At 69.2% G+C, this 21,377-nt stretch carries 19 protein-coding genes; 12 read left to right on the top strand and 7 right to left on the bottom strand.

Annotated elements, in window-relative coordinates:
- The first annotated feature begins 86 nt into the window (after nucleotides 1-86).
- Genes AB0F17_RS52070 through AB0F17_RS52090 form a run of 5 tightly spaced genes read left to right on the top strand, consistent with a single transcriptional unit; the run spans nucleotide 87 to nucleotide 4,581 of the window.
- Nucleotides 87-1,271, top strand: a complete 1,185-nt coding sequence (locus AB0F17_RS52070; protein ID WP_358040031.1) for an ABC transporter substrate-binding protein — start codon at nucleotides 87-89, stop codon at nucleotides 1,269-1,271.
- A gap of 49 nt (nucleotides 1,272-1,320) precedes the next feature.
- On the top strand, nucleotides 1,321-1,683 hold the full coding sequence (locus tag AB0F17_RS52075) for a nuclear transport factor 2 family protein (RefSeq protein ID WP_358040034.1): 363 nt from the start codon (nucleotides 1,321-1,323) through the stop codon (nucleotides 1,681-1,683).
- Between the two features lie 12 nt (nucleotides 1,684-1,695).
- Nucleotides 1,696-2,016 (top strand): EthD family reductase, encoded by a 321-nt coding sequence (locus AB0F17_RS52080; protein ID WP_358040037.1) that lies wholly within the window; start codon nucleotides 1,696-1,698, stop codon nucleotides 2,014-2,016.
- Between the two features lie 28 nt (nucleotides 2,017-2,044).
- Nucleotides 2,045-3,544, top strand: a complete 1,500-nt coding sequence (locus AB0F17_RS52085) for a class I adenylate-forming enzyme family protein (RefSeq protein WP_358040040.1) — start codon at nucleotides 2,045-2,047, stop codon at nucleotides 3,542-3,544.
- On the top strand, nucleotides 3,541-4,581 hold the full coding sequence (locus AB0F17_RS52090; protein WP_358040043.1) for an MBL fold metallo-hydrolase: 1,041 nt from the start codon (nucleotides 3,541-3,543) through the stop codon (nucleotides 4,579-4,581). The genes AB0F17_RS52085 and AB0F17_RS52090 overlap by 4 nt, the downstream gene beginning before the upstream one ends.
- Before the next feature lie 73 nt (nucleotides 4,582-4,654).
- Here the strand turns inward: AB0F17_RS52090 and AB0F17_RS52095 are convergent, their stop codons facing one another.
- From AB0F17_RS52095 to AB0F17_RS52115, 5 genes are all read right to left on the bottom strand, one after another.
- On the bottom strand, nucleotides 4,655-5,413 hold the full coding sequence (locus AB0F17_RS52095; protein WP_358040046.1) for an SDR family NAD(P)-dependent oxidoreductase: 759 nt from the start codon (nucleotides 5,411-5,413) through the stop codon (nucleotides 4,655-4,657).
- Between the two features lie 79 nt (nucleotides 5,414-5,492).
- A complete protein-coding gene (locus tag AB0F17_RS52100; RefSeq protein ID WP_358040049.1) occupies nucleotides 5,493-6,290 on the bottom strand; it encodes an SDR family NAD(P)-dependent oxidoreductase in 798 nt (265 codons plus the stop codon).
- Nucleotides 6,287-6,691, bottom strand: coding sequence for a hypothetical protein (locus AB0F17_RS52105; RefSeq protein ID WP_358040052.1), 405 nt, complete (start codon nucleotides 6,689-6,691; stop codon nucleotides 6,287-6,289). Before AB0F17_RS52105 ends, AB0F17_RS52100 begins: the two co-directional genes overlap by 4 nt.
- Before the next feature lie 56 nt (nucleotides 6,692-6,747).
- Nucleotides 6,748-8,097 (bottom strand): FAD-binding protein, encoded by a 1,350-nt coding sequence (locus AB0F17_RS52110; protein ID WP_358040055.1) that lies wholly within the window; start codon nucleotides 8,095-8,097, stop codon nucleotides 6,748-6,750.
- Between the two features lie 126 nt (nucleotides 8,098-8,223).
- Complete coding sequence (locus tag AB0F17_RS52115; protein WP_358040058.1) at nucleotides 8,224-8,793, bottom strand: TetR/AcrR family transcriptional regulator; 570 nt, start codon at nucleotides 8,791-8,793, stop codon at nucleotides 8,224-8,226.
- A 101-nt stretch (nucleotides 8,794-8,894) separates the two neighbouring features.
- Between AB0F17_RS52115 and AB0F17_RS52120 the strand changes: the two genes are divergently transcribed.
- The 5 genes from AB0F17_RS52120 (at nucleotide 8,895) to AB0F17_RS52140 (ending at nucleotide 14,842) form a co-directional block, all read left to right on the top strand.
- A complete protein-coding gene (locus AB0F17_RS52120) occupies nucleotides 8,895-10,088 on the top strand; it encodes an acyl-CoA dehydrogenase family protein (protein ID WP_358040061.1) in 1,194 nt (397 codons plus the stop codon).
- Nucleotides 10,085-11,125 (top strand): phosphotransferase family protein, encoded by a 1,041-nt coding sequence (locus AB0F17_RS52125; RefSeq protein ID WP_358040064.1) that lies wholly within the window; start codon nucleotides 10,085-10,087, stop codon nucleotides 11,123-11,125. Before AB0F17_RS52120 ends, AB0F17_RS52125 begins: the two co-directional genes overlap by 4 nt.
- Nucleotides 11,126-11,352: 227 nt before the next feature.
- The gene (locus AB0F17_RS52130) at nucleotides 11,353-12,393 is read left to right on the top strand and encodes an NAD(P)-dependent alcohol dehydrogenase (protein WP_358040067.1); all 1,041 of its coding nucleotides are present in this window, start codon (nucleotides 11,353-11,355) and stop codon (nucleotides 12,391-12,393) included.
- A 671-nt stretch (nucleotides 12,394-13,064) separates the two neighbouring features.
- A complete protein-coding gene (locus AB0F17_RS52135; protein WP_358040070.1) occupies nucleotides 13,065-13,979 on the top strand; it encodes an NmrA/HSCARG family protein in 915 nt (304 codons plus the stop codon).
- Complete coding sequence (locus tag AB0F17_RS52140; protein WP_358040073.1) at nucleotides 13,976-14,842, top strand: TIGR03620 family F420-dependent LLM class oxidoreductase; 867 nt, start codon at nucleotides 13,976-13,978, stop codon at nucleotides 14,840-14,842. Before AB0F17_RS52135 ends, AB0F17_RS52140 begins: the two co-directional genes overlap by 4 nt.
- A 424-nt stretch (nucleotides 14,843-15,266) precedes the next feature.
- On the opposite strand, the gene AB0F17_RS52145 is transcribed toward AB0F17_RS52140, so the two are convergent.
- Together AB0F17_RS52145 and AB0F17_RS52150 are read right to left on the bottom strand one after the other, a co-directional pair.
- The gene (locus AB0F17_RS52145) at nucleotides 15,267-16,652 is read right to left on the bottom strand and encodes a glycoside hydrolase family 6 protein (RefSeq protein ID WP_358040077.1); all 1,386 of its coding nucleotides are present in this window, start codon (nucleotides 16,650-16,652) and stop codon (nucleotides 15,267-15,269) included.
- Nucleotides 16,653-16,682: 30 nt separating this feature from the next.
- Nucleotides 16,683-18,872 (bottom strand): glycoside hydrolase family 9 protein, encoded by a 2,190-nt coding sequence (locus AB0F17_RS52150; RefSeq protein ID WP_358040080.1) that lies wholly within the window; start codon nucleotides 18,870-18,872, stop codon nucleotides 16,683-16,685.
- A 294-nt stretch (nucleotides 18,873-19,166) separates the two neighbouring features.
- Here AB0F17_RS52150 and AB0F17_RS52155 point away from each other — a divergent pair, with 294 nt between their 5' ends.
- Nucleotides 19,167-20,450, top strand: a complete 1,284-nt coding sequence (locus tag AB0F17_RS52155; protein WP_358040083.1) for an extracellular solute-binding protein — start codon at nucleotides 19,167-19,169, stop codon at nucleotides 20,448-20,450.
- 4 nt (nucleotides 20,451-20,454) lie between these two features.
- Nucleotides 20,455-21,375, top strand: a complete 921-nt coding sequence (locus AB0F17_RS52160) for a sugar ABC transporter permease (protein ID WP_358040086.1) — start codon at nucleotides 20,455-20,457, stop codon at nucleotides 21,373-21,375.
- The last annotated feature ends 2 nt before the right edge of the window (nucleotides 21,376-21,377 follow it).

Here is a 21,377-nt window from a genome sequence, read left to right on the forward strand (position 1 = left end):
CGTTCGGCTCATCAGGCTATTGCCCGAGTGTGAGCGCGACGATAGAGTCCCGTAAACTGAACTGAACTCAGTTGTGGGAGTACGTCATGCGCCTCCATTCAACGCACCTTCTCACCACCTGTGTCGCGGCCCTCGTCCTCGCCACGAGCGCCTGCGGTGGCGGTGGCTCCAACGCCGCGGACGACAAAGAGATCAAGATCGGCGCCTGGTATCCGCTCACCGGTCCCGTGGCCGCCTCCGGTGTCCCGCAGCGCGCGGGCGCCGACGCCTACTTCAAGATGATCAACGACAAGGGCGGCATCAACGGGCGCAAGATCAACTGGATCGTCAAGGACAACGCCTTCGACCCCCAGCAGACCGTCCAGATCGCCCGGGAGCTGATCGGCCAGGACAAGGTCGTGGCCATCGTCGCCGCCAACGGCACCGCGCAGGGCGAGGCGAGCTTCCCCTTCGTCCTGCAGCAGTCGAAGATTCCGATTCTCAACGAGCTGGGCGGCGCCGCCACCTGGTACACCCCGCCTCGTCCCGGCCTGTTCGGGGTCCAGACCCTCTACGAGGACCAGGCGGCGGCGCTGGCGGCCTGGGCGGCGGAGGACGGCGCGAAGAAGGTACTGGTCGTGCACAGCGACCCGGCCGCGTTCGTCAACGTGGCCAAGCAGGTCGGGCCCGTCCTGCAGAAGGTCAGTCCGGGCAGCAGCGCCGAGCTGTTGTCGGTGAAGTTCCAGTCCACCGACTGGAGCCCGACGATCACGCAGGTGAAGGCCAAGAAGCCCGACGCGGTGATCGTGATCCTCGCCTCGCCGGAGGCCGCGGCCTTCCTCAAGGAGGCCAAGCTGCAGGGCTTGTCCGTACCCACCTACGGCTACGCGCCCACCGCGGCGGCCTCCACGCTCACCCTCGCCGGCGACGCCGCGGAAGGCTTCAAGGCGGTGCAGCTGGTCAAGGCGCCGAGCGACAGCGATCCGTCGGTCAAGGAGTTCCGCGACGCGATGGCCAAGTACGAGCCGAAGCAGGCCGCCGACTTCATCGCTCTGTGGGGGTGGGCCTCGGCCAAGGTCTTCGTCCAGATCGCGCAGACTGTACAAGGCCCGGTCACCTCGCAGTCGCTCGTCCAGGCGTACGAGAAGGCGGGCAAGATCGACCCTGGTGTCGCGCCGGTCATGAACTTCAGCGCCGCCAACCACCTCGGGACCCGCAGCGTGCAGAAGGTGGTCGTGAAGGGTGGCCAGTTCGTGGCGGAAGGCGACTTCTTCACACCCCCTGACCGGTGACACCGGCTCACCTGCTTTCCTTGACGGACGCTGAGGAGGATCGAAGATCATGGTGCTGCGAGAGTACATGGCCTGTATGGACAGCCAGGACCCGGAGAAGGCGCTCGAGTGCGTGGAGCCGGACTTCCGGTTCCTGCTCGCTCTCCCCGGCCGCCAGGTGAGCGGACAGTCCAAGGAGGACTTCGCCCGGTACATCTCCGGCCGCAACGCGGTCGAGCGGGTGCACAAGGTCCTCCGCTCGGCGGTCGACGGGAACCTCGAGATGGTCTACGGGGTGGTCGTCGAGTCGGGCAAGCCCACCGGAACGTTCCACTCCGCGGCCGTCGTGTCGGCCAACGGGAAGATGCTCCGCTACCAGTCCTTCTTCACGACCTCGTTCGAGCTGCTGGACTGGCCGGCCGCCGATCAGTAGAGGAGAGACCTCATGTACAACCTCGTGCTGCTGGCCGCGCGGCCGCCGGAGTGGACCCACGAGCAGTTCATCGCATGGTGGCGGGTCGAGCACGCGGAGCTCACCTATCGGCTTCCGGGCCTGCGGGCGTGGCGGCACACCGAGATCGAGGCGGCGTTCGACACCCGTTCCGAGGGCTGGGACGGGGTGTCGGTGCTCAGCTTCGACAGCGCGGAAGACCTCCGGCAGGCGCTGGACAGCCCCGAGTGGGCTGCGGCGGTCGCCCAGGTCGGCGACATGAGGGGTCGCCGACTCGCCGTGATGGGCACCGAGAAGGAAATGTTCACGGGCTGACCAACGTGAGTGAGGCGAGGAAAGCGGTATGCGACAGGTAGTGAGTGAGTTCCGGCGGCGGGCCGAGGAGTCGGATGCCGTGGCCGTCATCGACGATTCGGGTAGTCACACCGCACGCGAGCTGCTCACTCATGCGGCCGGGCTCGCGGACGCCGTGGCCGGCCCGGGCGGAGCCGGAACCGTGCTGGTGCAGGCCGACAACTCGTGGCGGACCGTCGCGGCGAGCCTGGCCGCGGGGATGAGCGGCGGCGTGCTGGCGGTGGTCAACCGGCACACGACCGGCGCCGAGTTCGCTGCGGCCTTCGAGGACATCCGGCCCGACGCCGTGGTCGCCGAACCCTCCGCCCTTGAGGAGTGGGCCGTGCCCGCCCTGATGGCCGGCGCGGGCCGGCACGAGGTGCTGGACGGCTGGGCGGCCTGGTCAGGCGATGGGCCACGGGACGTCTCGCGGTGGTCCGGAGGTTCGCTGATCGGGCTGACCTCCGGGTCGACGGGGCGGCCCAAGGGGGTGGTGCAGTCCGAGGACGCCTTGCGGTACGCCTGCTCGCACACCATCGCCGTCAACGGCCTGCGCCACGGGGACGCGATCGCGGCGATCGTGCCGCTGTCGTCCACCGCGGCGTACTGTTTCGGGGTCTTCCTGGCCCTGTCGCTGGGCGGTCCGCTGGTCCTGTGGCGCAAATGGGACCCCGCCGCGGTGCTGGCCCGGATGGCCGAGACGCGGGTGCGCTGGACCATGTGCGTGCCGACCATGTCGCTCCAGCTGGGCGCCGCCGCTTCCGGGTCGCGGGTGCTCCAGAGTGTACGTTCGATCACCGTCGGTGGCGGTCCGATGGACGTGGCGGCCATGACCCGGGCCGAGGAGTCGCTGGGCACCAGGATCCTGCGGGTGTTCGGGATGTCGGAGTGCCTGGGCCACACCTCGCCGTCGCCGGAGGAGCCGGTGGAGATCCGGCTCGGCCGTGACGGCCGTCCGTTTCCCGGCACCGAGCTTCGGGTGGTCGGCCAGGATGGCCGTGAGGTGCGGCGGGGTGAGGTCGGCCGGGCCCAGGTGCGCGGGCCGTCGCTGTTCCTCGGGTACGCGCATGAGGGCAGGCTGGACCCTCCGGAGCTGACCGCGGACGGGTTCTTCCCGACCGGTGATCTCATGATGACCAACGAGGACGGGACCGTCAGCGTCATGGGCCGGGAGAAGGACGTGATCATCCGCGGCGGCCGTAACATCGACGTCACCGAGGTGGAGCGCGCCGTCGCGTCTCATCCGGACGTCTCGCAGGCCTGTGTGGTGCCGGTGCCCGACGAGATTCTCGGTGAACGGGTGGCCGCGCTGGTGACCTCCGCCGACGGAGGCGGGATCGGGCTCGATGAGATCAGCCGGCATCTGCGGGAGGTGGGGCTCTCCAAAGCGAAGTGGCCCGAGTTCGTGTTCGCCGTCGACGAGCTGCCGCAGACCACGGTCGGCAAGATCTCCCGAGCCGGCGCCCGTGACCTCGCCCGTGACCTGCTCGCCGGCCTGGCGGAGAAGTGACGGCACCTGCCCGGGGGGGCCAGTGGGCCGAGTCCGGAGCGGAGCTGATCCAGTCCGGAGTGCACCGCGTTCCACTGCCGCTTCCGGGTGACGGGCTGCGTGCCGTCAACGTCTACCTGCTCGAAGAGGACGACGGCATCGTCATGATCGACGGCGGCTGGGCGTTGCCCCAATCCCGCCGGGCCCTTGAGAAGGCCATGGCTTCGGTGGGGTACGACCTGGGTCAGATCACGAAGATCTTCGTCACCCACGTCCATCGCGATCACTACACGCAGGCCGTGGCGTTGCGCCGGCTGCTGGGGTCGCGGGTGTATCTCGGTGCCGGCGAGCGGCAGGGCCTGGAGCTGCTGGGCGAGGTGCGCAGCGACGTGCCGGTCACCTCGCTGCGAGTGCTCCGCCGTGGCGGCGCCGGCGACCTCGCCGACCGGCTGTCGGGCATTGACCACGGTGGTTTCACCGCGAGCGACTGGGAAGCGCCGGACGACTGGCTCGGCGCGGGCGTTCTCGAGCTCGGCCGGCGGGCTCTGCATGTCATCCCCACGCCCGGCCACACCAAGGGGCACGTGGTGTACCTGGACGAAGGGGCGGGTCTGCTGTTCGCCGGTGACCACGTCCTGCCGCACATCACGCCGTCCATCGGCTTCGAGCTCGGCGAGTCCGAGCGCCCCCTGGCCGACTACCTCGATTCGCTGCGGCTGATGACCCGCTTCGCCGACGCGCGGCTGCTGCCCGCGCACGGTCCGGTCACCCAGAGCGCCCATGCTCGCGTCGCCGAGCTGCTGGCCCATCATGACGTACGGCTGGCACAGGCACTGCGGGCTCTCGGCACGCGGACCCTCGACGGGTACGCGGTCGCGCGGCAGCTGACCTGGACCCGGCGAGAGGTGCCCTTCGCCGGCCTGGACGACTTCAATCAGATGCTCGCGATCAACGAGACGGTCGCCCACCTCGACGTCCTCGTGGCGCGCGGACAGGTGATCGTGGCGCTCGACGGCGAGGTGGGCAGATACACGCGAGCGGACGGCGGCGCACAGTGATCGGATGCTGGTCCGCGCCGGTGGAGGGAGGCCTGGCGTGATCGGCGTCCGGTCCGCGCCACCGTAGCCAGCCTCAGCGGGCGGTGTAGCCGCCGTCGACGTACAGCTCGGAACCGGTGATGAAGCTCGCCTCGTCGGAGGCGAGGAAGAGCGCGGCGTTGGCGACCTCGTCGGTGCTGCCCAACCGTCCCATCGGGGTGTTGTCGACCATCAGGTCGAGCCGGGGCGTCCCCCGCCAGAGCTTGCGTGACAGCGGGGTCTCGATGAATCCCGGGTGCACCGAGTTGACCCTGACCCCGCGCGTCGCCCAGTAGAGCGCCGCGTTCTTCGTCATCAGCCGGACCGCGCCCTTGGCGGCGTGGTAGGAGAACTGCCCGCCGAATCCGCCGATCGTGCCGAAGATCGACGAGACGTTGACGATCGAGCCCCCGCCGGAACGCTCGATCACCGGACCGACGTGCTTCATCCCGAGCCAGACCCCGCGCTGGGTCACCGCGATGACCGCTTCCCAGGTCTCCAGCGTCTCCGTCTCCACGTTCGTCATCTTGGCGATGCCGGCGTTGTTGACCAGTACGGCGATGCCGCCGAACCGCCCGTCCACCTCGTTCACCACCGCCTCCCAGGCCTGCTCGTCGGTGACGTCGAGGCCCAGGCCAAAAGCGCGTCCACCGGCCGCCGTGACCTGCTCGGCGGCCTCTTCACAGCGTCCCGCGTCCACGTCGGTGATCACGACCGTCGCGTCCTCCTCGGCGAACCGGCGGATGACGGCCTCACCGATTCCGCCGGTCGCGCCGGTGACCAGGGCTACGCGTCCGGACAGTCGAGCTTTCACGGCAATCTCCTCTTCGGCCGGTCCTCGACGGGCCGGTCGTTCATGCGTCACTGGATGGAAACAAGTGGCGGAGGCGGTTTCAGACGGTGAATCGCCCGCCGTTGCTCAGCAGCACGGCACCCACCACGTTCGAGGCGCCGGGGGAAGCGAGGTACAGGATGTTGTCCGCGAGCTCTTCCGGGGAGGCGTACCCCACCGGTCCCGACGCTTCCATCGCCTGCCTGACGGCCGCGGGAGTTCGGGCCGCCATGGGGGTGTCCACGGGACCTGGCGCGACGACGTTCACCCGTACGCCGAACGCCGCCGCCTCCTTGGCCACCGACTGCGCGAGCGCGTGTACGCCCGCCTTGGACGCCGCGTAGTGGGCGTAGCCCGTCAGCGTGTCGAAGGCCGCCGACGATCCGACCATGACGACGGCGCCGCGACCCGCCGGGATCATCGCGCGCACGGCGGCACGCAGGACGTGGAACGACCCGTCGAGGTTGATCGCCATGACCCGGCGCCACTGTTCGTCCTCGAGATGCCGGAACACGTCGAGCGGCTCCCCTGACTGCTGGGCGGCCAGGATCCGCTCCTTGGCGCGCGGGTCGTCGACCCCCGCGGTGTTCACCACGACATCGAGCCGGCCGTGTGCTTCGACGATCCGTTCGACCTGCGCTTCGACGGCGGCGGCGACGGTGACGTCCAAAGCGACCGGACGGCCGGACTTGGTCGTCGCGGCCACCGTACGCGCTCCGACCTCGTTGACGTCGGCCACATAGATCGCGGCGCACTGCTCGCGATCGAGCTGCCGGACGACCGCGGCGCCGATTCCGGAGCCGCCCCCGGTGACCAGCGCGATCATCCCCTCGAATCGGCCGTTGGTGGTTCCGGTCATGCCGTGGTGCCCTTCGATCGCTGGTCGCTCAGGGGAAAGGCGATCTCAGGTGTCCGGCAGATCAGCAGTCGCCGGCACTTGCCGGACGCGGGATCCACGAGCGCGCTCACGTTGAACGACGCCTCGAACCGGCCGTCCCGCGTCACCAGCCCGAACCCCAGCTCCACGTCGCCGACGGCCGCGGCCCGGACCAGGTGATGGACGAGCGTGTTCTTCTCGCGTTGCGCAAGGTAGCCGACCAGGCCCGCACGGTCGCCGCAGAACTCGGCGGTCTGGGCGTCTCCCTTGGAGAACACCACTGACATCTGGAAGTCATCGGTGATCTTCTTGAGCACACGTTCCGGCTCGTCGGAGTCCATCGTGGCGAACCACGCGTCGAGCAGGGGCGTTTCGGTGGTCATGGGTGGCTCCTTATCGATGACCGCAGGGTGAATTCCGCGCGCGGAAGCAGGGTCCTTCACCGGGAATCTCCCGTCGCCGCCGCCTTCATGGCGGTGTCGGCCGCGGTGAGCCCGAAGACGAGAGCCGCGGCGATACCGCCGGCGTAGGCGCGGTGCCACAGGCCGCCGACGTCCGACCCCGCCGCGAGGAGTCCGCCGAGCGGTTCGCCGTCCCCGCGCAGGACGCGGGCGTGGTCGTCGACGCGCAGACCGTGGAACGGAAAGGTGATGGCCGGCACCGTCTCGATGACGTAGTACGGCGCCTCGTCGAGCGGGAGGCGGTCCAGTTCCCGGCCGGGCCGCAGCTCCAGCCCTGCCGAAGCGCGCTCGTTGAACGCCTCGACGCCGTCGCGGACGGCCTTGCCTCTGTAGCCCCATTCCTCGGGCAGGAAGGCCAGCTCGTCCAGGTCCTCGGCGACTCCGACGCGGCCTCCTCGCTTGCTCGCCAGGGCGAACTTGTCGACGGCGACGGCTCCCTCGACGTAGGAGCCGAGGACCCAGTCGCGGAACACCCGGGCGTCGGCAACGAGGAGACCTCGACTCTCGGGCTGCTCCAGCAACGCCATGGTCGTGAGGTGGTCGCCCTTCGTCTCATCCACGAACCGCTCGTTGTCCAGGTTGAACAGGAGCGCGTGCTCGCTGTAGTAGAGCGAGAGGTCCACGAAATCCGACGGATCGGCGAAGGACAGGCCGCTGGGGATGAGGTGGCCGTAGAAGCCGGCGTTCTCATGGCCGGTGGCCGCGCCGACCTGGGTGGCCAGACGGTAGCCGCCGCCGCGGCTGTGGGGATTCGAGCGCAACTCCATGCGGTCGGCGTGCGGGTGCACGTGAGCGGTTCGGAGTCCGAGGTCGCCCTGGAATCCGCCGGTCGCGATGAGCGTCGAGCGGGCCCGGACCTCCCTCGACGTGCCGTCGGCTGACCTCAGTCGCGCTCCGACCACGACCCCGTGCTCCGCCACCAGGTGTTCGGTGTCGGTGTTGAGCAGCAGCTCGCCACCGCCCTGAAGGATGAGCCGACGGCAGGTGTCGACGTAGTGGTTGGTGTCGAACCGGTGCCCGCGGCCGAAGCTGAGGATGCGTTGCGCGGCCTCGGCCTCGACGCCGATGGAGCGGATCCACGCGATGCCCTCGGCGAACCGGTCCACCAGCGTGCGCTTCAGCGAGACGTCTCCGTGGGGATTGTGCTCATCCATGACGTGGTGGCTCGGGGCAGTCCAGGCGTACCCGGCGAAGCGGGCGGATCCGCCGACGTCTTCGCTGATCTCGACGATCACCACGGACAGTCCATCGCGTGCCGCGCGGGCACCGGCGGTCAGCCCCGCCATGCCCGCACCGATGATCAGCAGATCGGTCTCCTCTGCGCTCACGCGGCTCTCCTCTGTCCGGATCGGCTGGTCGGCGGGGGTGCTTGCCATCCGCGTGCCACGATAGACCAAACTCAATTCAATTCAAGTCTCGGCTCCTGGTTCTTGTCGCGGTCACCAGAAAGCCGATCAGTATCCTGAGCCCACGATGCGGAGCGCGAACTCGCTGTACTGCCACACGACGGCGTCCTCGCTGTGCTCGCCGTCATCGCGGTACCAGGCCGCCAATCCCATGCCGAGGTCGAGGATCGCGTAGGACGCGAGCCGCTCCGAGGTCACGGAGAACACGCCCGCGGTCATCCCCGCTCGTACGAGATCGCGAAAGCAGGTCTCGTACTCGGCGCGCAGGTCGAGCACGAGACCGCGATGAGGCTCGACAAGACTGCGGATCTCCCGGTTCCCGACGAACGCTTCACGCCGGTGCCGGGCGTGATAGCGGACGTGGGCCTCGCTCGCCCGCCGCAGGCGCTCGACGGGGTCGGTCGTGGTCGCGACCGCCGCACGGTTGGCGGCGAGCAGCTCCCGCATCGTCACGGCCATGATCTCGGCGAGCAGATCCTGCTTGGAGTTGACGTGCTTGTACAGGCTGGGCGCGCGCATCCCCACCATGGCACCGATGTCGGCCATCGTGGTCGCTTCGTACCCCTTGCCGGCGAACAACTCCAGCGCTACCGCACGGATGTGATCGAGCCTGTCCACAGCGCCTCCCTTCAGCTAACGCATCTTAGCCCTTGGGCCTTGCACAGCCGTGGTTGCGCGCTACAGTTCGGCTAACGATGATTAGCCACATGGGAGGCTCCATGGCCGTCGACCTTGCCCCCGGTACAGCCGTCGCCGATGTCGCCCGGCGTACCGCGACGTTCATCCGCGAGGTGGTGATGCCCGTCGAAGAGCGACATCGTGGCGTCGTACGGTCGGAGGAGGTCCGCCAGCAGCTGCAGCAGGCCGCGAAGCAGGCCGGGATCTTCGCTCCGCACGTCGCGCGGGAGTACGGCGGGCTCGGGCTGGACATGCTCGGCCGGGCGGCGGTGTTCGAGGAGGCCGGCTACTCCCTCCTGGGACCGCTGGCGCTCAACATCGCGGCGCCCGACGAAGGCAACATGCACATGCTCGAGGCCATCGCCACCGGCGAGCAGAAGGAACGCTACCTGCGGCCTCTCGCCGCGGGCGAGGTTCGCTCCTGCTTCGCGATGACCGAGCCGGCCCCCGGCGCGGGGTCGGATCCGAGCGCGCTCTCCACCTGTGCCACGCGAGTGGACGAAGGGTGGCGTATCGACGGCCACAAGTGGTTCATCACCGGCGCGGACGGTGCGGGTTTCGCGATCTGCATGGCGAGAACCTCAGGGCGGCAGGGCGAAGCGGGTGGCGCGACGATGTTCCTCGTCGATGCCGGCAACCCCGGCATGAAGACGGTCCGGCACATCGACACTCTCGACGAGAGCCTGTACGGGGGGCACGTCGAGCTGGTCTTCGACAACTGCGTGGTCGGCGAGGACGCGGTGCTCGGTCAGGTCGACCAGGGTTTCCGCCACGCCCAGGTCAGGCTGGGACCCGCCCGTATGACGCATTGCATGCGCTGGCTGGGCATCGCACGGCGGGCGCAGGACATCGCCGTGGCGCGGGCGGCGGAGCGGCGGCTGTTCGGGTCGCGGTTGGGCGAGCTCGGCATGGTTCAGCAGATGATCGCCGACAACGAGATCGACATCGCCGCGTCGCGCGGCCTCATCCTCCGGGCGTGCTGGGAGCTCGACCGGAAGGAATCCGCGTCACAGTCCACCGCGATCGCCAAGACCTTCTGCGCGGAGGCGATCTGGCGCGTCGTCGATCGCGCCGTGCAGATCTGTGGTGCGCTCGGCATCTCCGGCGACGTTCTGCTGAGCCGCTACCTGCGAGAAGTCCGCCCCTTCAGGATCTATGACGGACCGTCGGAGACCCACCGCTGGGCCATCGCCAGGCGGGTGCTGCGCCGGCATGACGCGCAGGCGGCACGGTGACCGGCCCGGCCCCGTCCGCGATCGACGGCCTGGACCTTCCCGCGCTCGAACGGTTCTTCGCCGAGCGCGTGCCCGAGTTCACCGGCCACCTCACCGCCGAGTTGCTGCAAGGGGGCCGGTCGAACCTGACATACCTGCTCATGGACGGGCGGCACAAGTGGGTGCTGCGCCGCCCGCCGCTGGGCGGGCTCACCCCGTCGGCGCACGACATGGGCCGCGAGTACCAGGTCGTGGCAGCCCTCGCCGGCAGCCGGGTTCCGGTCGCCGGCGCGGTCGTCCTGGCCGGGGCGGAGGTGCTGGGCGTTCCGTTCTCGGTGGTCGAGCACGTCGAGGGGGTCGTGCTCCGGACCACGGACCACCTGCTCGCGCTGTCCGACGAGGACCTCGCCCGCTGCTCGTACGGACTGATCGATGTGCTGGCCGAGTTGCACGCGGTCGACCCCGCCGCGGTCGGGCTGGGGGCTTTCGGCCGTCCCGTGGGCTACCTGGCCAGGCAGGTGGGGCGCTGGCACGACCAGTGGCAACGGGTGCGGACCCGCCCCCTGCCCGACATCGAGCGGCTGCACGCGCGGCTGGCCGAGCGGTGTCCTCATGAGAGTGGCGCCTCGATCGTGCACGGCGACTATCGCATCGACAATGCCATCCTCGCCCGGCACGATCCCGCCGAGGTTCGCGCGGTGGTGGACTGGGAGATGGCCACGCTCGGCGATCCGCTGGCCGACCTGGGATTGCACCTCGTCTACTCGGATCCGGCGTTCGCTCCCGTCCTCGGCGGCTCGGCCGCCTCCACCAGCGAACGCTTGCCCACGCCCGCCGAACTCGCGCAGCGCTACGCCGCGGTCAGCGGTCGTGACCTCGGCCGGCTCGACTTCTATCTCGGGCTCGGCTACTTCAAGATCGCCGTGATCGCGGAAGGCATCCACGCCCGCTTCCAGCAGGGCATGACGCGGGGATCCGGGTTCGAATCGGCCGGCCAGGCGGTCGCGCCGCTGGCCGCCGCCGGCCTCCGCGCCCTGGAGAGGCCCGCCTCTCATTAGGAAACGATCACCGACCGCGGTTCCGAACATCGCGCGACATCAGGGCCTCGATGGGCTGTCGAGTGGCGCGAGAGGGACTGCTGGGCGGCGGCCGGTTCGCCTACTTCGCCGGAGGCGCCAGGTTTGGTGAACTGACTTCAGTTTACTAGCATGGGAGGTATGCTGATGTCGATCGTCGGCGGCCGAGCGGTGGCCGCACCCCGTACCACGGCGAGCCGGATGGCGCGGTGAGAGCGCTCAGGCTTCCGGGCTGGGGCAGCCCGGCGATCCTCACCGACGTCGAGCGGCCGTCCCCCCGAGACGGCGAGGTCCTGCTACGGGTGGAGGCCGCGGGTCTGTGCTACTCCGACCTGCACGTCCTCGACGCGAGCCCGGCGGGCATGCCCTTTCCGACACCGTTCTCCCTCGGCCATGAGATCGCCGGTCGTGTCGCGGCCGTGGGCCCGGCCGTTACCGGCGTCGCCCTCGGCGATCCCGTCGCGGTCTACGGTCCATGGGGCTGCGGTGAGTGCCCGCGCTGTCGGGCCGGTAAGGACAACTATTGCGACCGCAGGGCAGAACTGCCGTGGGCCGGGGCCGGACTCGGCCGCGACGGCGGGATGGCCGAGTACGTCCTCGTGCCATCGGCCCACCACCTCGAGCCGATCGGCGAGTTGGATCCCCTGCAGGCAGCGCCGATGACGGATGCCGCCCTGACGCCCTACCACGCCATCCAGCGATGCAGGCCGGCGCTGGGCGAGGGGTCGACGGTCGCCGTCATCGGCGTCGGCGGCCTGGGTCACCTGGCCATCCAGATACTCCGCGCGATGACACCGAGCCGGGTATTCGCCGTCGACGTGCGCGAGGAGGCCCTGAGCCTCGCCGACAGATGCGGAGCCCACCTGAGCACCCGCATATCGGGAGACACAAGCCGGGTCCTGCGGACCGCGAGCGGCGGTCACGGCGTCGACGTCGTGCTCGACTTCGTGGGCACGGACTCAACGCTTGATCTGTCCGCCGGGATCCTCCGCACCGACGGGGAGCTCGTGGTGGTCGGCAGCGGAGGTGGACGGCTGAACGTCCGGAAACCAGGCCCGCTCCCCCAGGGCGCCCGGATCTCACTACCGTTCTGGGGCACCCGCCCCGAACTCACCGAGGTGATCTCGCTCGGCCGTTCCGGCGCGCTCCATGTCGAGGTCGAACGGTTCCCGCTCTCCGCTGCCCTTGAGGCGCTGGCCCGGCTGCGCAGCGGACAGCTGAAGGGACGAGCCGTAATAGTGCCCGATTGACGCGCTCAAAGTCGGCGCTGAGGCGGAGACGCGCTCCGGAACCTGTCGATCGTGGTTGTGGTAGGCGTGGGGGTCCTGGCAGAAGGCGCGGGCGCCTGCTCCTCGGTACTGTCAGAGCCGAGCAGTCGCTCCCCCGAGGCGCCCCGCGCCCCTGCCGCCCGGGCCCGCTGACCAGCAGCACGACCTCGACACCACGACCACCGAACTGGGGTCAGGTCACCGTGTGACGACCACCGTCTCCTCTCTGTCGATGGAGCCGCTCCCAAGAAGCGCAGCGACTGCCGAGCCACCGGCGAACGCCATCACCAGTGCCATCGCCACGATCACAGGCCGCCGCCAAGCCGCGTGCCTCAAGGGCGCAGCGATGGGAGCAGCAGCCGTACGTAGTAGCCGAGGCCGGCCAGATGGGCATGGCGGCTTTTGGCCTGCAACTCCGGGGCGGTCCGTCCGGCTTGGGCCAGATGCTGCAGCGCCGAGTGCCGCAGCTGGTGCAGGGTTCACCCCTGGCGGTGCGGGCCGAGCTTGGCGCGCGCGGCCGTGTCGTACAAGGCATGTGGTCTCCGGCGGGCTTGCAAAAGTGGGGTGGTCCTCCATATCGTACTCACTCAGAATCGGAGTGCCACCCCACTTATGTGGATGGCCTCAGCATGCCTACTGTTCGGAGACACATCGTGAAGACCATCGTGGTGGTGGGGGCGACCGGCCTGCAGGGCCGGGCCGTGATGACGCATCTGCTCGCCGACGGCCGGCGGGTACGGGCGGTGACGCGCGATCCGGACGCCGCTGGGGCCAGGGCGCTGGCGCTGGCGGGCGCCGAGCTCGTCCGCGCCGAGATGGACGACGTCGCCTCGCTCATCGCCGCCGCCGAAGGCGCCGACGGCCTGTTCAGCGTGCAGCCCACTGTCGGCTCCCCGGGCACCCCGGCGGGCTTTTCCGCCGAGGACGAGGTCCGCTGGGGCTGCAACGTCGCCGACGCGGCGCACGCCGCCGGTGTGCGGCACCTGGTCTACGCCTCCCTCGCCGGCGCGGGCCGCCACAACACCGAGAAGCTGCCGAAGAACACGATCAACAAGTGGCGGATCGAGCAGCACATCGCCCGGCTGGGCCTGCCCGCGACCTTCCTGCGCCCGGTCTCCTTCATGGAGAACTACACCGGCGGCTACCACCTGCACGACGGCACCGTGGCCACCGCGTTCGCAGCCGACGTACCGCAGCAGATCGTGGCCGTCGACGATGTCGGTGTCTTCGCCGCGCTGGCCTTCGCTCATCCGGGCGAGTGGATCGGGCGCGCGGTCGACCTGGCCGGGGACGAAGTGACCCCAGTACAGATCGCCGCGGCCATCTCCGAGGCCACCGGCCGACCACTGCCCTACGTCCAGATACCGATCGAAGCGATCGCGCAGATCGGCGAGGACTTCGCCTTCTCCTACACTTGGCTCAACGAACGCGGCTATCGCGCCGACATAGCCTTCACCCGCGCGCTACACCCCGGCCTGCTGGACCTGCGCACCTGGCTGCAGCGGACCGGAGCCGCCCAGATCGCCGGTTTCCTGACCGCCCAGGACGCCGCCAAGCAGGACCAATGAGCGCGCTCGACCTCGGACGGGTCGGCATCTGGGCGGGCGAGATGGATCGCTATCCCGCCCCCGCCCTGCGCCGAGCAGTCGCCGCCATCGAGGACTTCGGCTACCCGGCTCTGTGGATTCCCGAGACGACCGGCCGGGAGGCCATGGCCCAGGCCGCTCTGCTGCTGTCGGCCACCCGGCGAACGGTCATCGCCACCGGTACCGCCAGCATCTACGCCCGCGACGCGATCAGCGCCGTGGCCGCACAGCGCACCCTTGCCGAGTCATTCCCTGGGCGGTTCCTGCTCGGCCTCGGCGTCAGCCACCCCGACCTGGTGACCGACGTACGCGGCCACCGGTTCGGCCCGCCGGTGGCGACCATGCGCGCCTATCTGGACGCGATGGACACCGCCCCGTTCGGCCCGGCGATCCCCGCAGTGCCCCGGGTCTTGGCCGCGCTGGGCCCGAAGATGCTCCAGCTCGCCGCCGAACGCGCGTGGGGCGCCCACCCGCTGGGCATGCCGATCGAGCACACCCGCCACGCCAGAAGCCTGCTCGGGCCACAGGCGATGCTGGCGGTCACCCAGCTCGTCGTCCTGGACCCGTCCCGCCCCATCGCGGCCGAGCTGGCCCACGCCCACGCGGCCGCCGCCCTGCCCAACCGGCTCACGCTGCTGCGCGATCTGGGATTCGACGATGCCGAATCCCTCGACGACCGGCTGGTCGATGCCCTGGTGGCCACCGGCGGGACCGAGGACATCGCCCGGCGAGTCGAGGAGCATCTCGACGCCGGTGCGGACCATGTCAGCCTGCACGTGCTCACGGCCACACCAGACGAGCCGCCACTGCGTCAATGGCAGGAGCTTGCCGCACAGTTGCTGTGAGCGGCCCCCTGTTATGGGGCCATCCAGGCATGGGCTGGGACCTCCAGGTCAGTCGTGTCCTGCCAACCCTGGAACGGGGATCAGGCGCCGGCCGCTGCGAACAACACTGGGTGCTGGGGGTGTCGTCCGGCGGAGTGAGGTTGAGGGTCCAGTTCCCGAACCGGCGGACGGTGTGGGTGATGTAGGGGGACGGTCGCCAGGTCGACAGGGTGTCCCTCGACGGCCACCCTCCAGCACCAGATCGGTGTTGGAGGGTGGCCCGGCATCGACGCTCTGAACGAGGGCGGCAAGCTTCCCCGGCCGCGCAGCTCTTCGACGGCCATGCCGCAGTACTCGGTCATCGAGGTGATCACAACGGACGCCGCGCGGTGGTCACTCTCGCCTCACGCTTCTCTGGCTTTGATCTTTGCAGAAAGGCCCCAGGTCACGTGCCGTCGATCAGCCGAGTGGCGAGGTCCGGGCTGAACGTTCCGGCGGGCACGTTCGGCGCGATGCCGCAGTTGCCGTCCGAGTCGCCGGGGACCTTGACCCAGAGCAGCATCTCGGCGCCGCCGCCGATCTGCGTCGTGGCGCCGAGCTTGCGGCCCGATGGGTTGCACCATTCGCCGTTGGAGCCGTTGCCGTTGCGGCTGGTGTCGATCACGAACTTGGCGGTGCCGCCGAGCGCGGAGTTGATCGCGTTGCCGTATGTGGCCGACTGGCTGGTGGTGTAGTAGTTGGAGACGTTGACCGAGAATCCGCGGACGTTGGCGACGCCCACGCTCTGCAGCCGGGAGGCCATGGTCGCCGGTGCGGTCCAGCCGGCGTTGCCGGCGTCGAGGTAGGCCCAGGTGTTGGCGGCCTTGTCACGGAACTGTTCGGTTGCGTAGGTCAGCATGCGGATGCGTTCCTGCCGGGCCGTCTCGCTCATGCAGTCGAAGTCGCCGAGAGAGTCGGGTTCGATGACGACGACCGCGGGTCGGTTGCCGATACCGGAGGCGAACGCGGAGATCCACGTCTTGTACGCCGCTTCGCTGCCGGCGCCGCCGCCGGAGTGACCGCCGCATGCGTCGCGGCCGGGGATGTTGTACGCGACCAGGATCGGCAGTTTGTCGGCGCTGTCGGCGGCGCCCACGAAGCCGGAGACGGCCGCGGTGATGTCGCCGCTCCAGCTGCCGAACCACCGGGCCATCGGCTTGGAGCCGATCGAGGACTGGATGCGGGCCGCGCGGGAGTCGCCGGAGTTGTTGCGCACCCAGACCGCGGGGTTGGAGTTGGGGTCGACGTAGAAGCCGCTCGTCATGCCGATCGGCCCGGAGCCCGACGTCGTCTCGGTGAGGGAGACATTGTCGAGGTAGACCGTGTGGGCGGCGTTCTTACCGAGTTGGAACGACACTTGTCCGGCCGCCGTGCTCAGGCTGGAGGTGAAGGGGAAGCTGAAGCGCTTGCTCGTCGTGGTGAGCGCGATCGTCTGCGTCAGGGTGTTGGTGTACGGGCTGTCGGCCAGTTGCACGGTGGTGACCGCGCTGACCGAGGCGGAGGCGACGGCGTCGAACGACAGCGTGTAGGCCTTGCCACTGGTCAGGGTGATGTTGTTCTGTGCGACCATGGCGTCCCACGGGTTGGCCGTGCCGCCGGCCACGTTGACGCGAAGCCGCCCGGTGTCCACCGCCATGGAGGTGTTGGACGAGTTCCACCATGGCGCGGTGGAAGTGCTGAAGGTGCCGTTGACCACCAGTTCGGTCGCGGCGGTGGCGGGTGTGGCGACGGCCATCGACAGGGCGGTGGCCGTTGCGGCCGTGATCGCCGCCAACCGGGTTAATACTCGCATGTACTGCTTTCCTTTCGTAGGGATCCCCTGTCACAGGGAGTCAGTGAAAGCGGCGATCCAGGCAAGGGATGAGTTCCAGTTGATCGCCACCTCGTTGGTGGACCAGGAGCCGATGTCGTCGATGTAGCACTTGGCCGGCGTACAGCCGACGAGGTTGCGCTGGGCGACCGGGTCCTGGAGACCGGAATTGGGCCCTCCGGCCAGGGAACCGGGGGCGGGGGTGGGAAGGCTCGGGTCGATCTGGTGGGCCCAGAATCGGTGGTGCTGGTTGTGGCTGGCCCGTTCGCCGTATCCGGTGACGTAGGACTGGTTGAGCGCGTTGCGCCCGAGCAGGTAGTCCATCGACTCCAGGACCGCTTCGCGGTAGCGGCGGTCGCGGGTGAGGTCGTAGGCCGTCGCCATGATCATTGCGCTGTTGGTGGTGGCGCTGGTCGAGCCCCAGACGTACTTTCCGTCGGCCGGCAGGTAGGGGTTGGCGTAGCCCTGAGCGTTCATATCGCGTACATAGCGGTCGGCGACGGACAGCACCCGCTTGCGTGCGGCGGCGGACATGGCGGCCGGGAAGCGGCCCGGCAGCCGGGCGACGGTCAGGTCGGCAAGCGCGCCGGTCGACTGCCAGGAGAACCCGTCCGCGGTCAGTTTCGTGGTGACGAAGGGCAGGTAGGAGCGCTTCCCGGTGGTCGCGTACAGTTCGGCGGCGGCCCAGGAGAACTCGTCGGAGACGTCGGTGTCGTCGTAGGCGCCCCCGCCCTCGCCTCCGGGTGGTGCGTAGAGGTCGGGATGCGCGCGGGCCGCCCGCCAAGCGGTCTCGGCGGCCTCAAGGCAACGCCGGGCGAACGCGCGGTCCCATGCCTTCCAGATCCGGGCGCACTGGGCGCCGGCCGCGGCGAGGTTGAGCGTCGCGGCGGTGGAGGGCGGGTAGAGGTAGCGCGGCTGCGCGTCCAGGTGCGGGATCGTCGGGTGCCCGGTCCACGCGGCGTCGTGCATCTTGTGGTGGACCAGGCCGCTGCCGGGCACCTGCATGCGAAGCAGGAACTCCACCTCCCAGCGGGCCTCGTCTAGCACGTCCGGGACTCCGTTGCCGGCCTCGGGGATGCGCAGCAGGCCGTCGCGCGTCCCCTTCAGATCGCTCTGCCTGCGCGAGCGCTCGTAGAGGTCCATGAGCTGCCAGGCGGCGAGGGCGCCGTTGACCACGTACTTGCCGTGGTCGCCCGCGTCGTACCATCCTCCGCGCACGTCCAGCGTGTGGTCGCAGGTGCCCGGCAGGCACGGCACGCGGGTGTCTCCCTGGTTGGGTGCGACGCCGAGGTGCCCGGCCGGCCTGGCGTAGGCGTCGCCGACGTATGCGGCCTCGATCGGGATGCCGCTGCGGTTGTGGTAGAAGTACGCCAGCGCGTCCCTGCGCAGCCCGTCGTACAGGTCGTCGCCGATGTCGAACGGCAGGCTGACCTGGTCGCCGACCGCGAGCGTGTAGCCGGTGCCCGCCTTGCGGACGGACGAGAAGTCGGCCACGTGGACATGGTCGCCGGACATCGCGTCGGCGCCGTGCACCCGGGTGCGGCCCTGGGCCACGGCTGCGCCGCGCGTGTCGAGCAGCCGCCATTCCAGCGGCTCGGTCCCGGGGTTGACGATCGTGGCGCGCTTGGGGCCTGAGGTCGCGTAGCCGTGCTGGTTGACCCGCACCGGCGAACCGAGGTCCCGGATGCCGCCGGGCGGGAGTACCCCTCCGACCAGGGAGATCTCGTCCAGGCACACCGTGTACGGCTCCGTGGCGCCGCCCATCTGGAAGGTCATCTGTCCGTGCGAGTCCGAGACGTTCGACGTCGCGGTGTACTCGAACGTGCGCGGTGTGGCTGTCAGCTCGGGCCGTTGGTCCAGGGGGGTGGTGTACGGCGGGCCGGCGAGCTGGACGGTGGTGCGGATGGTGACGTCCCGGCTGGCGGAGGCGGTGAAGCGGAGCGTGTACGGCTGGCCGTCCTCCAACGGGACGTCGTTCTGGCCGATCATGGAGTCCCACGGATTCGTGGTCCCGGCCGGGACGTCGGCGCACAGCCGGCCCGATTCGACGCGTGACGGGGTGTTCTGGCTGCTCCACCAAGGGTCTTTGCCGCTGTCGAAGCTGCCGTTCAGGAGTCTTTCGTAGGAGTCGGCGTGCGCGGGGGTCGCGAGGCCGGCGAGGAGGAGGACACAGGCCGCGGACAGCCTGAGTGTGGCGGACATACCGGGACCTTTCAGGTCGCTGGACAGATCGTCCCCGGCACACCGCGGCGTCAGTGCCGAATCCTCTGCCAGGGCGCCGCGAGCTGTCAACTGTTTCGCAGAGATTGAACCTTGCTCTCGCCGCCCCCTTCTCAGCGGTGCGACAATCCCCTAACATCGGCTGGGAGCGCTCCCAATTATGTACGGAAAAAGCTCTGGAACACTGGCACGATCCGCGGCGTCAACGCAGATAGTTGCGTGTATCCAGCGGCTCCATCCCCTCTGGAACCGCTCCCGGAAGCAGGGAGAAATGACATGACGACAAGGCTGGCGCGGCCGCTGATCGCCGCCACCCTCACCGGCCTGCTCGCGGCGTGCGGCGCCGGCGCACAGACGCCGGACACCGCGGCGCAGGGAAAGATCACTCTGGTGGTCAAGACCTTCAGCGAGTTCGGCTACGAGGAGCTCTACAAGCAGTACGAGGCCGCTCATCCCGGAATAACGATCAAGCAGGAGAGCATCGCCCAGCTCGGCGACTACCTGCCCAAGCTGCAGCAGTGGATGGCGTCGGGCAGCGGAGCCGGAGACGTGGTCGCGCTGGAGGAGGGCATCCTCATCCAGTTCATGGCCAAGCCCGAGCAGTTCGTGAACCTTCTCGACCACGGAGCCGGGTCACTGAAGGCCGACTTCCTGGAATGGAAGTGGAAGCAGGCGCTCACGAACGACGGTGCCAAACTCGTCGGGCTCGGCACCGACGTCGGCGCGCAAGGCATGTGCTACCGGACGGACCTGTTGGCCAAGGCCGGGCTGCCCGCCGATCGAGAGAAGGTCGGTGAGCTCTGGCCGACCTGGGACGCCTACCTTGCCACCGGGCAGAAGTTCGCTCAGGCCAAGACGGGAGCGCACTTCTTCGACTCGGCCGGGGGCATCTATCAGAACATCCTGATGCAGCAGGGCGACCACACCTACTACGACACCTCCAACAAGCTGGTGATCGACACCAATCCCGGGGTGAAGGCTGCCTGGGACCAGTCGGTCAAGATGATCCAGGGCGGACTGTCGGCGAATCTCGCGCAGTGGAGCCCGCAGTGGAACGCCGGGTTCAAGAAGGGCACCTTCGCCACCATCCCGTGCCCGTCCTGGATGCTCGGCGTCATTGAGGAGCAGGCGGGGCCGGAGAACGCCGGCAAGTGGGACGTGGCGCGCGTGCCAGGCGACGGAGCCGTTCGTGGCGGCTCGTTCCTGGCGGTGCCGACGCAGAGCAAGCACCAGAAGGAAGCCGCCGAACTGGTGAAATTCCTCACCAGCCCGAAGGGGCAGATCGCGGCGTTCAAGGCCAAGAGCAACTTCCCCTCATCGCCGCAGGCCATCGACGACCCGGCGGTGCAGGGCTTCGTCAACGACTACTTCAACAACGCTCCCGTCGGGAAGATCTTCGGAGCGAGCGCGAAGGCGCTCAAGCCGGTCTACCTGGGGCCGGACAACAACCCGGTCGGTGACCGCGTCGGCAACGCGCTGATAGCCGTCGAGCAGGGCAAGCTCCAGCCGGACGAGGCGTGGGCCAAGGCTGTCGAGGACGCCAAGCGTGCTGCGAAGTAGCAAAGTGCCATCCGCTTCACACACGAGGTCGCGGGCGGGGCTGCGGTCCCGCCTCGACCTGGTGGGCTCGCCCTACCTCTTCGTGGCGCCGTTTTTCGTGATCTTCGCGGTCTTCGGGCTCTTCCCGCTGCTGTACACCGCGTGGGTCTCGCTGCACGACTGGGACCTGGCAGGGGACGCGGGGTTCGTCGGGCTGGCGAACTACGCGGATCTGTTCGCCGACCCCGACTTCTGGAACGCGGTCGTCAACACGCTCGGCATGTTCGTGCTGGCCACGGTGCCGCAGTTGCTCCTGGCGCTGGTCGTGGCGAGCCTGCTCAACCAGCGGCTGCGTGCGCTGACGTTCTTCCGGATGGGGGTGCTCGCGCCGATCGTCACCTCGGTGGCGGCGGTGGGCATCGTGTTCAGCCAGATCTTCGACCGCGACGCCGGCATGGCCAACGGCCTGCTCGCCCTGGTGGGCGTGGACCCGGTGGACTGGCGGGCGGACAAGTGGTCGTCCTGGCTGGCGATCTCGGTCATGGTCGATTGGCGGTGGACCGGCTACAACGCGCTGATCTTCCTGGCCGCGATGCAGTCGGTGCCGCGCGACGTGTACGAGGCGGCGGCCATCGACGGCGCCTCCAAGGCCCGGCAGTTCTGGGGCATCACGGTGCCGCTGATCCGGCCGGCGATCCTGTTCGCTGTGATCATCTCGACGATCGGCGGCATGCAGCTGTTCACCGAGCCGCTCATCTTCGGCCAGGGCGGCTACGCCATCTCCGGCGGCAGTCTGCGGCAGTTCCAGACCGTGGCCATGTACATGTTCGAGAAGGCCTTCAGGGACTTCGACTACGGCTACGGCTCGGCCGTCGCCTGGATGATCTTCCTGCTCATCGTGGTCTTCGCTCTGGTCAACTTCCTGGTCACGCGGAGAGCGAGATAGCC

The organism is Nonomuraea sp. NPDC026600 (genome assembly GCF_040638335.1).
Taxonomy (GTDB): Bacteria; Actinomycetota; Actinomycetes; order Streptosporangiales; family Streptosporangiaceae; genus Nonomuraea.

Bases quoted from the DNA above. Each gene is read 5' to 3' on its own strand.
- AB0F17_RS52120 (WP_358040061.1), top strand. From the start codon at position 8,895: ATGGCCGTCGACCTTGCCCCCGGTACAGCCGTCGCCGATGTCGCCCGG.
- AB0F17_RS52140 (WP_358040073.1), top strand. From the start codon at position 13,976: ATGAGCGCGCTCGACCTCGGACGGGTCGGCATCTGGGCGGGCGAGATG.
- AB0F17_RS52085 (WP_358040040.1), top strand. From the start codon at position 2,045: ATGCGACAGGTAGTGAGTGAGTTCCGGCGGCGGGCCGAGGAGTCGGAT.
- AB0F17_RS52145 (WP_358040077.1), bottom strand. From the start codon at position 16,652: ATGCGAGTATTAACCCGGTTGGCGGCGATCACGGCCGCAACGGCCACC.
- AB0F17_RS52150 (WP_358040080.1), bottom strand. From the start codon at position 18,872: ATGTCCGCCACACTCAGGCTGTCCGCGGCCTGTGTCCTCCTCCTCGCC.
- AB0F17_RS52070 (WP_358040031.1), top strand. From the start codon at position 87: ATGCGCCTCCATTCAACGCACCTTCTCACCACCTGTGTCGCGGCCCTC.
- AB0F17_RS52075 (WP_358040034.1), top strand. From the start codon at position 1,321: ATGGTGCTGCGAGAGTACATGGCCTGTATGGACAGCCAGGACCCGGAG.
- AB0F17_RS52080 (WP_358040037.1), top strand. From the start codon at position 1,696: ATGTACAACCTCGTGCTGCTGGCCGCGCGGCCGCCGGAGTGGACCCAC.
- AB0F17_RS52105 (WP_358040052.1), bottom strand. From the start codon at position 6,691: ATGACCACCGAAACGCCCCTGCTCGACGCGTGGTTCGCCACGATGGAC.
- AB0F17_RS52155 (WP_358040083.1), top strand. From the start codon at position 19,167: ATGACGACAAGGCTGGCGCGGCCGCTGATCGCCGCCACCCTCACCGGC.
- AB0F17_RS52100 (WP_358040049.1), bottom strand. From the start codon at position 6,290: ATGACCGGAACCACCAACGGCCGATTCGAGGGGATGATCGCGCTGGTC.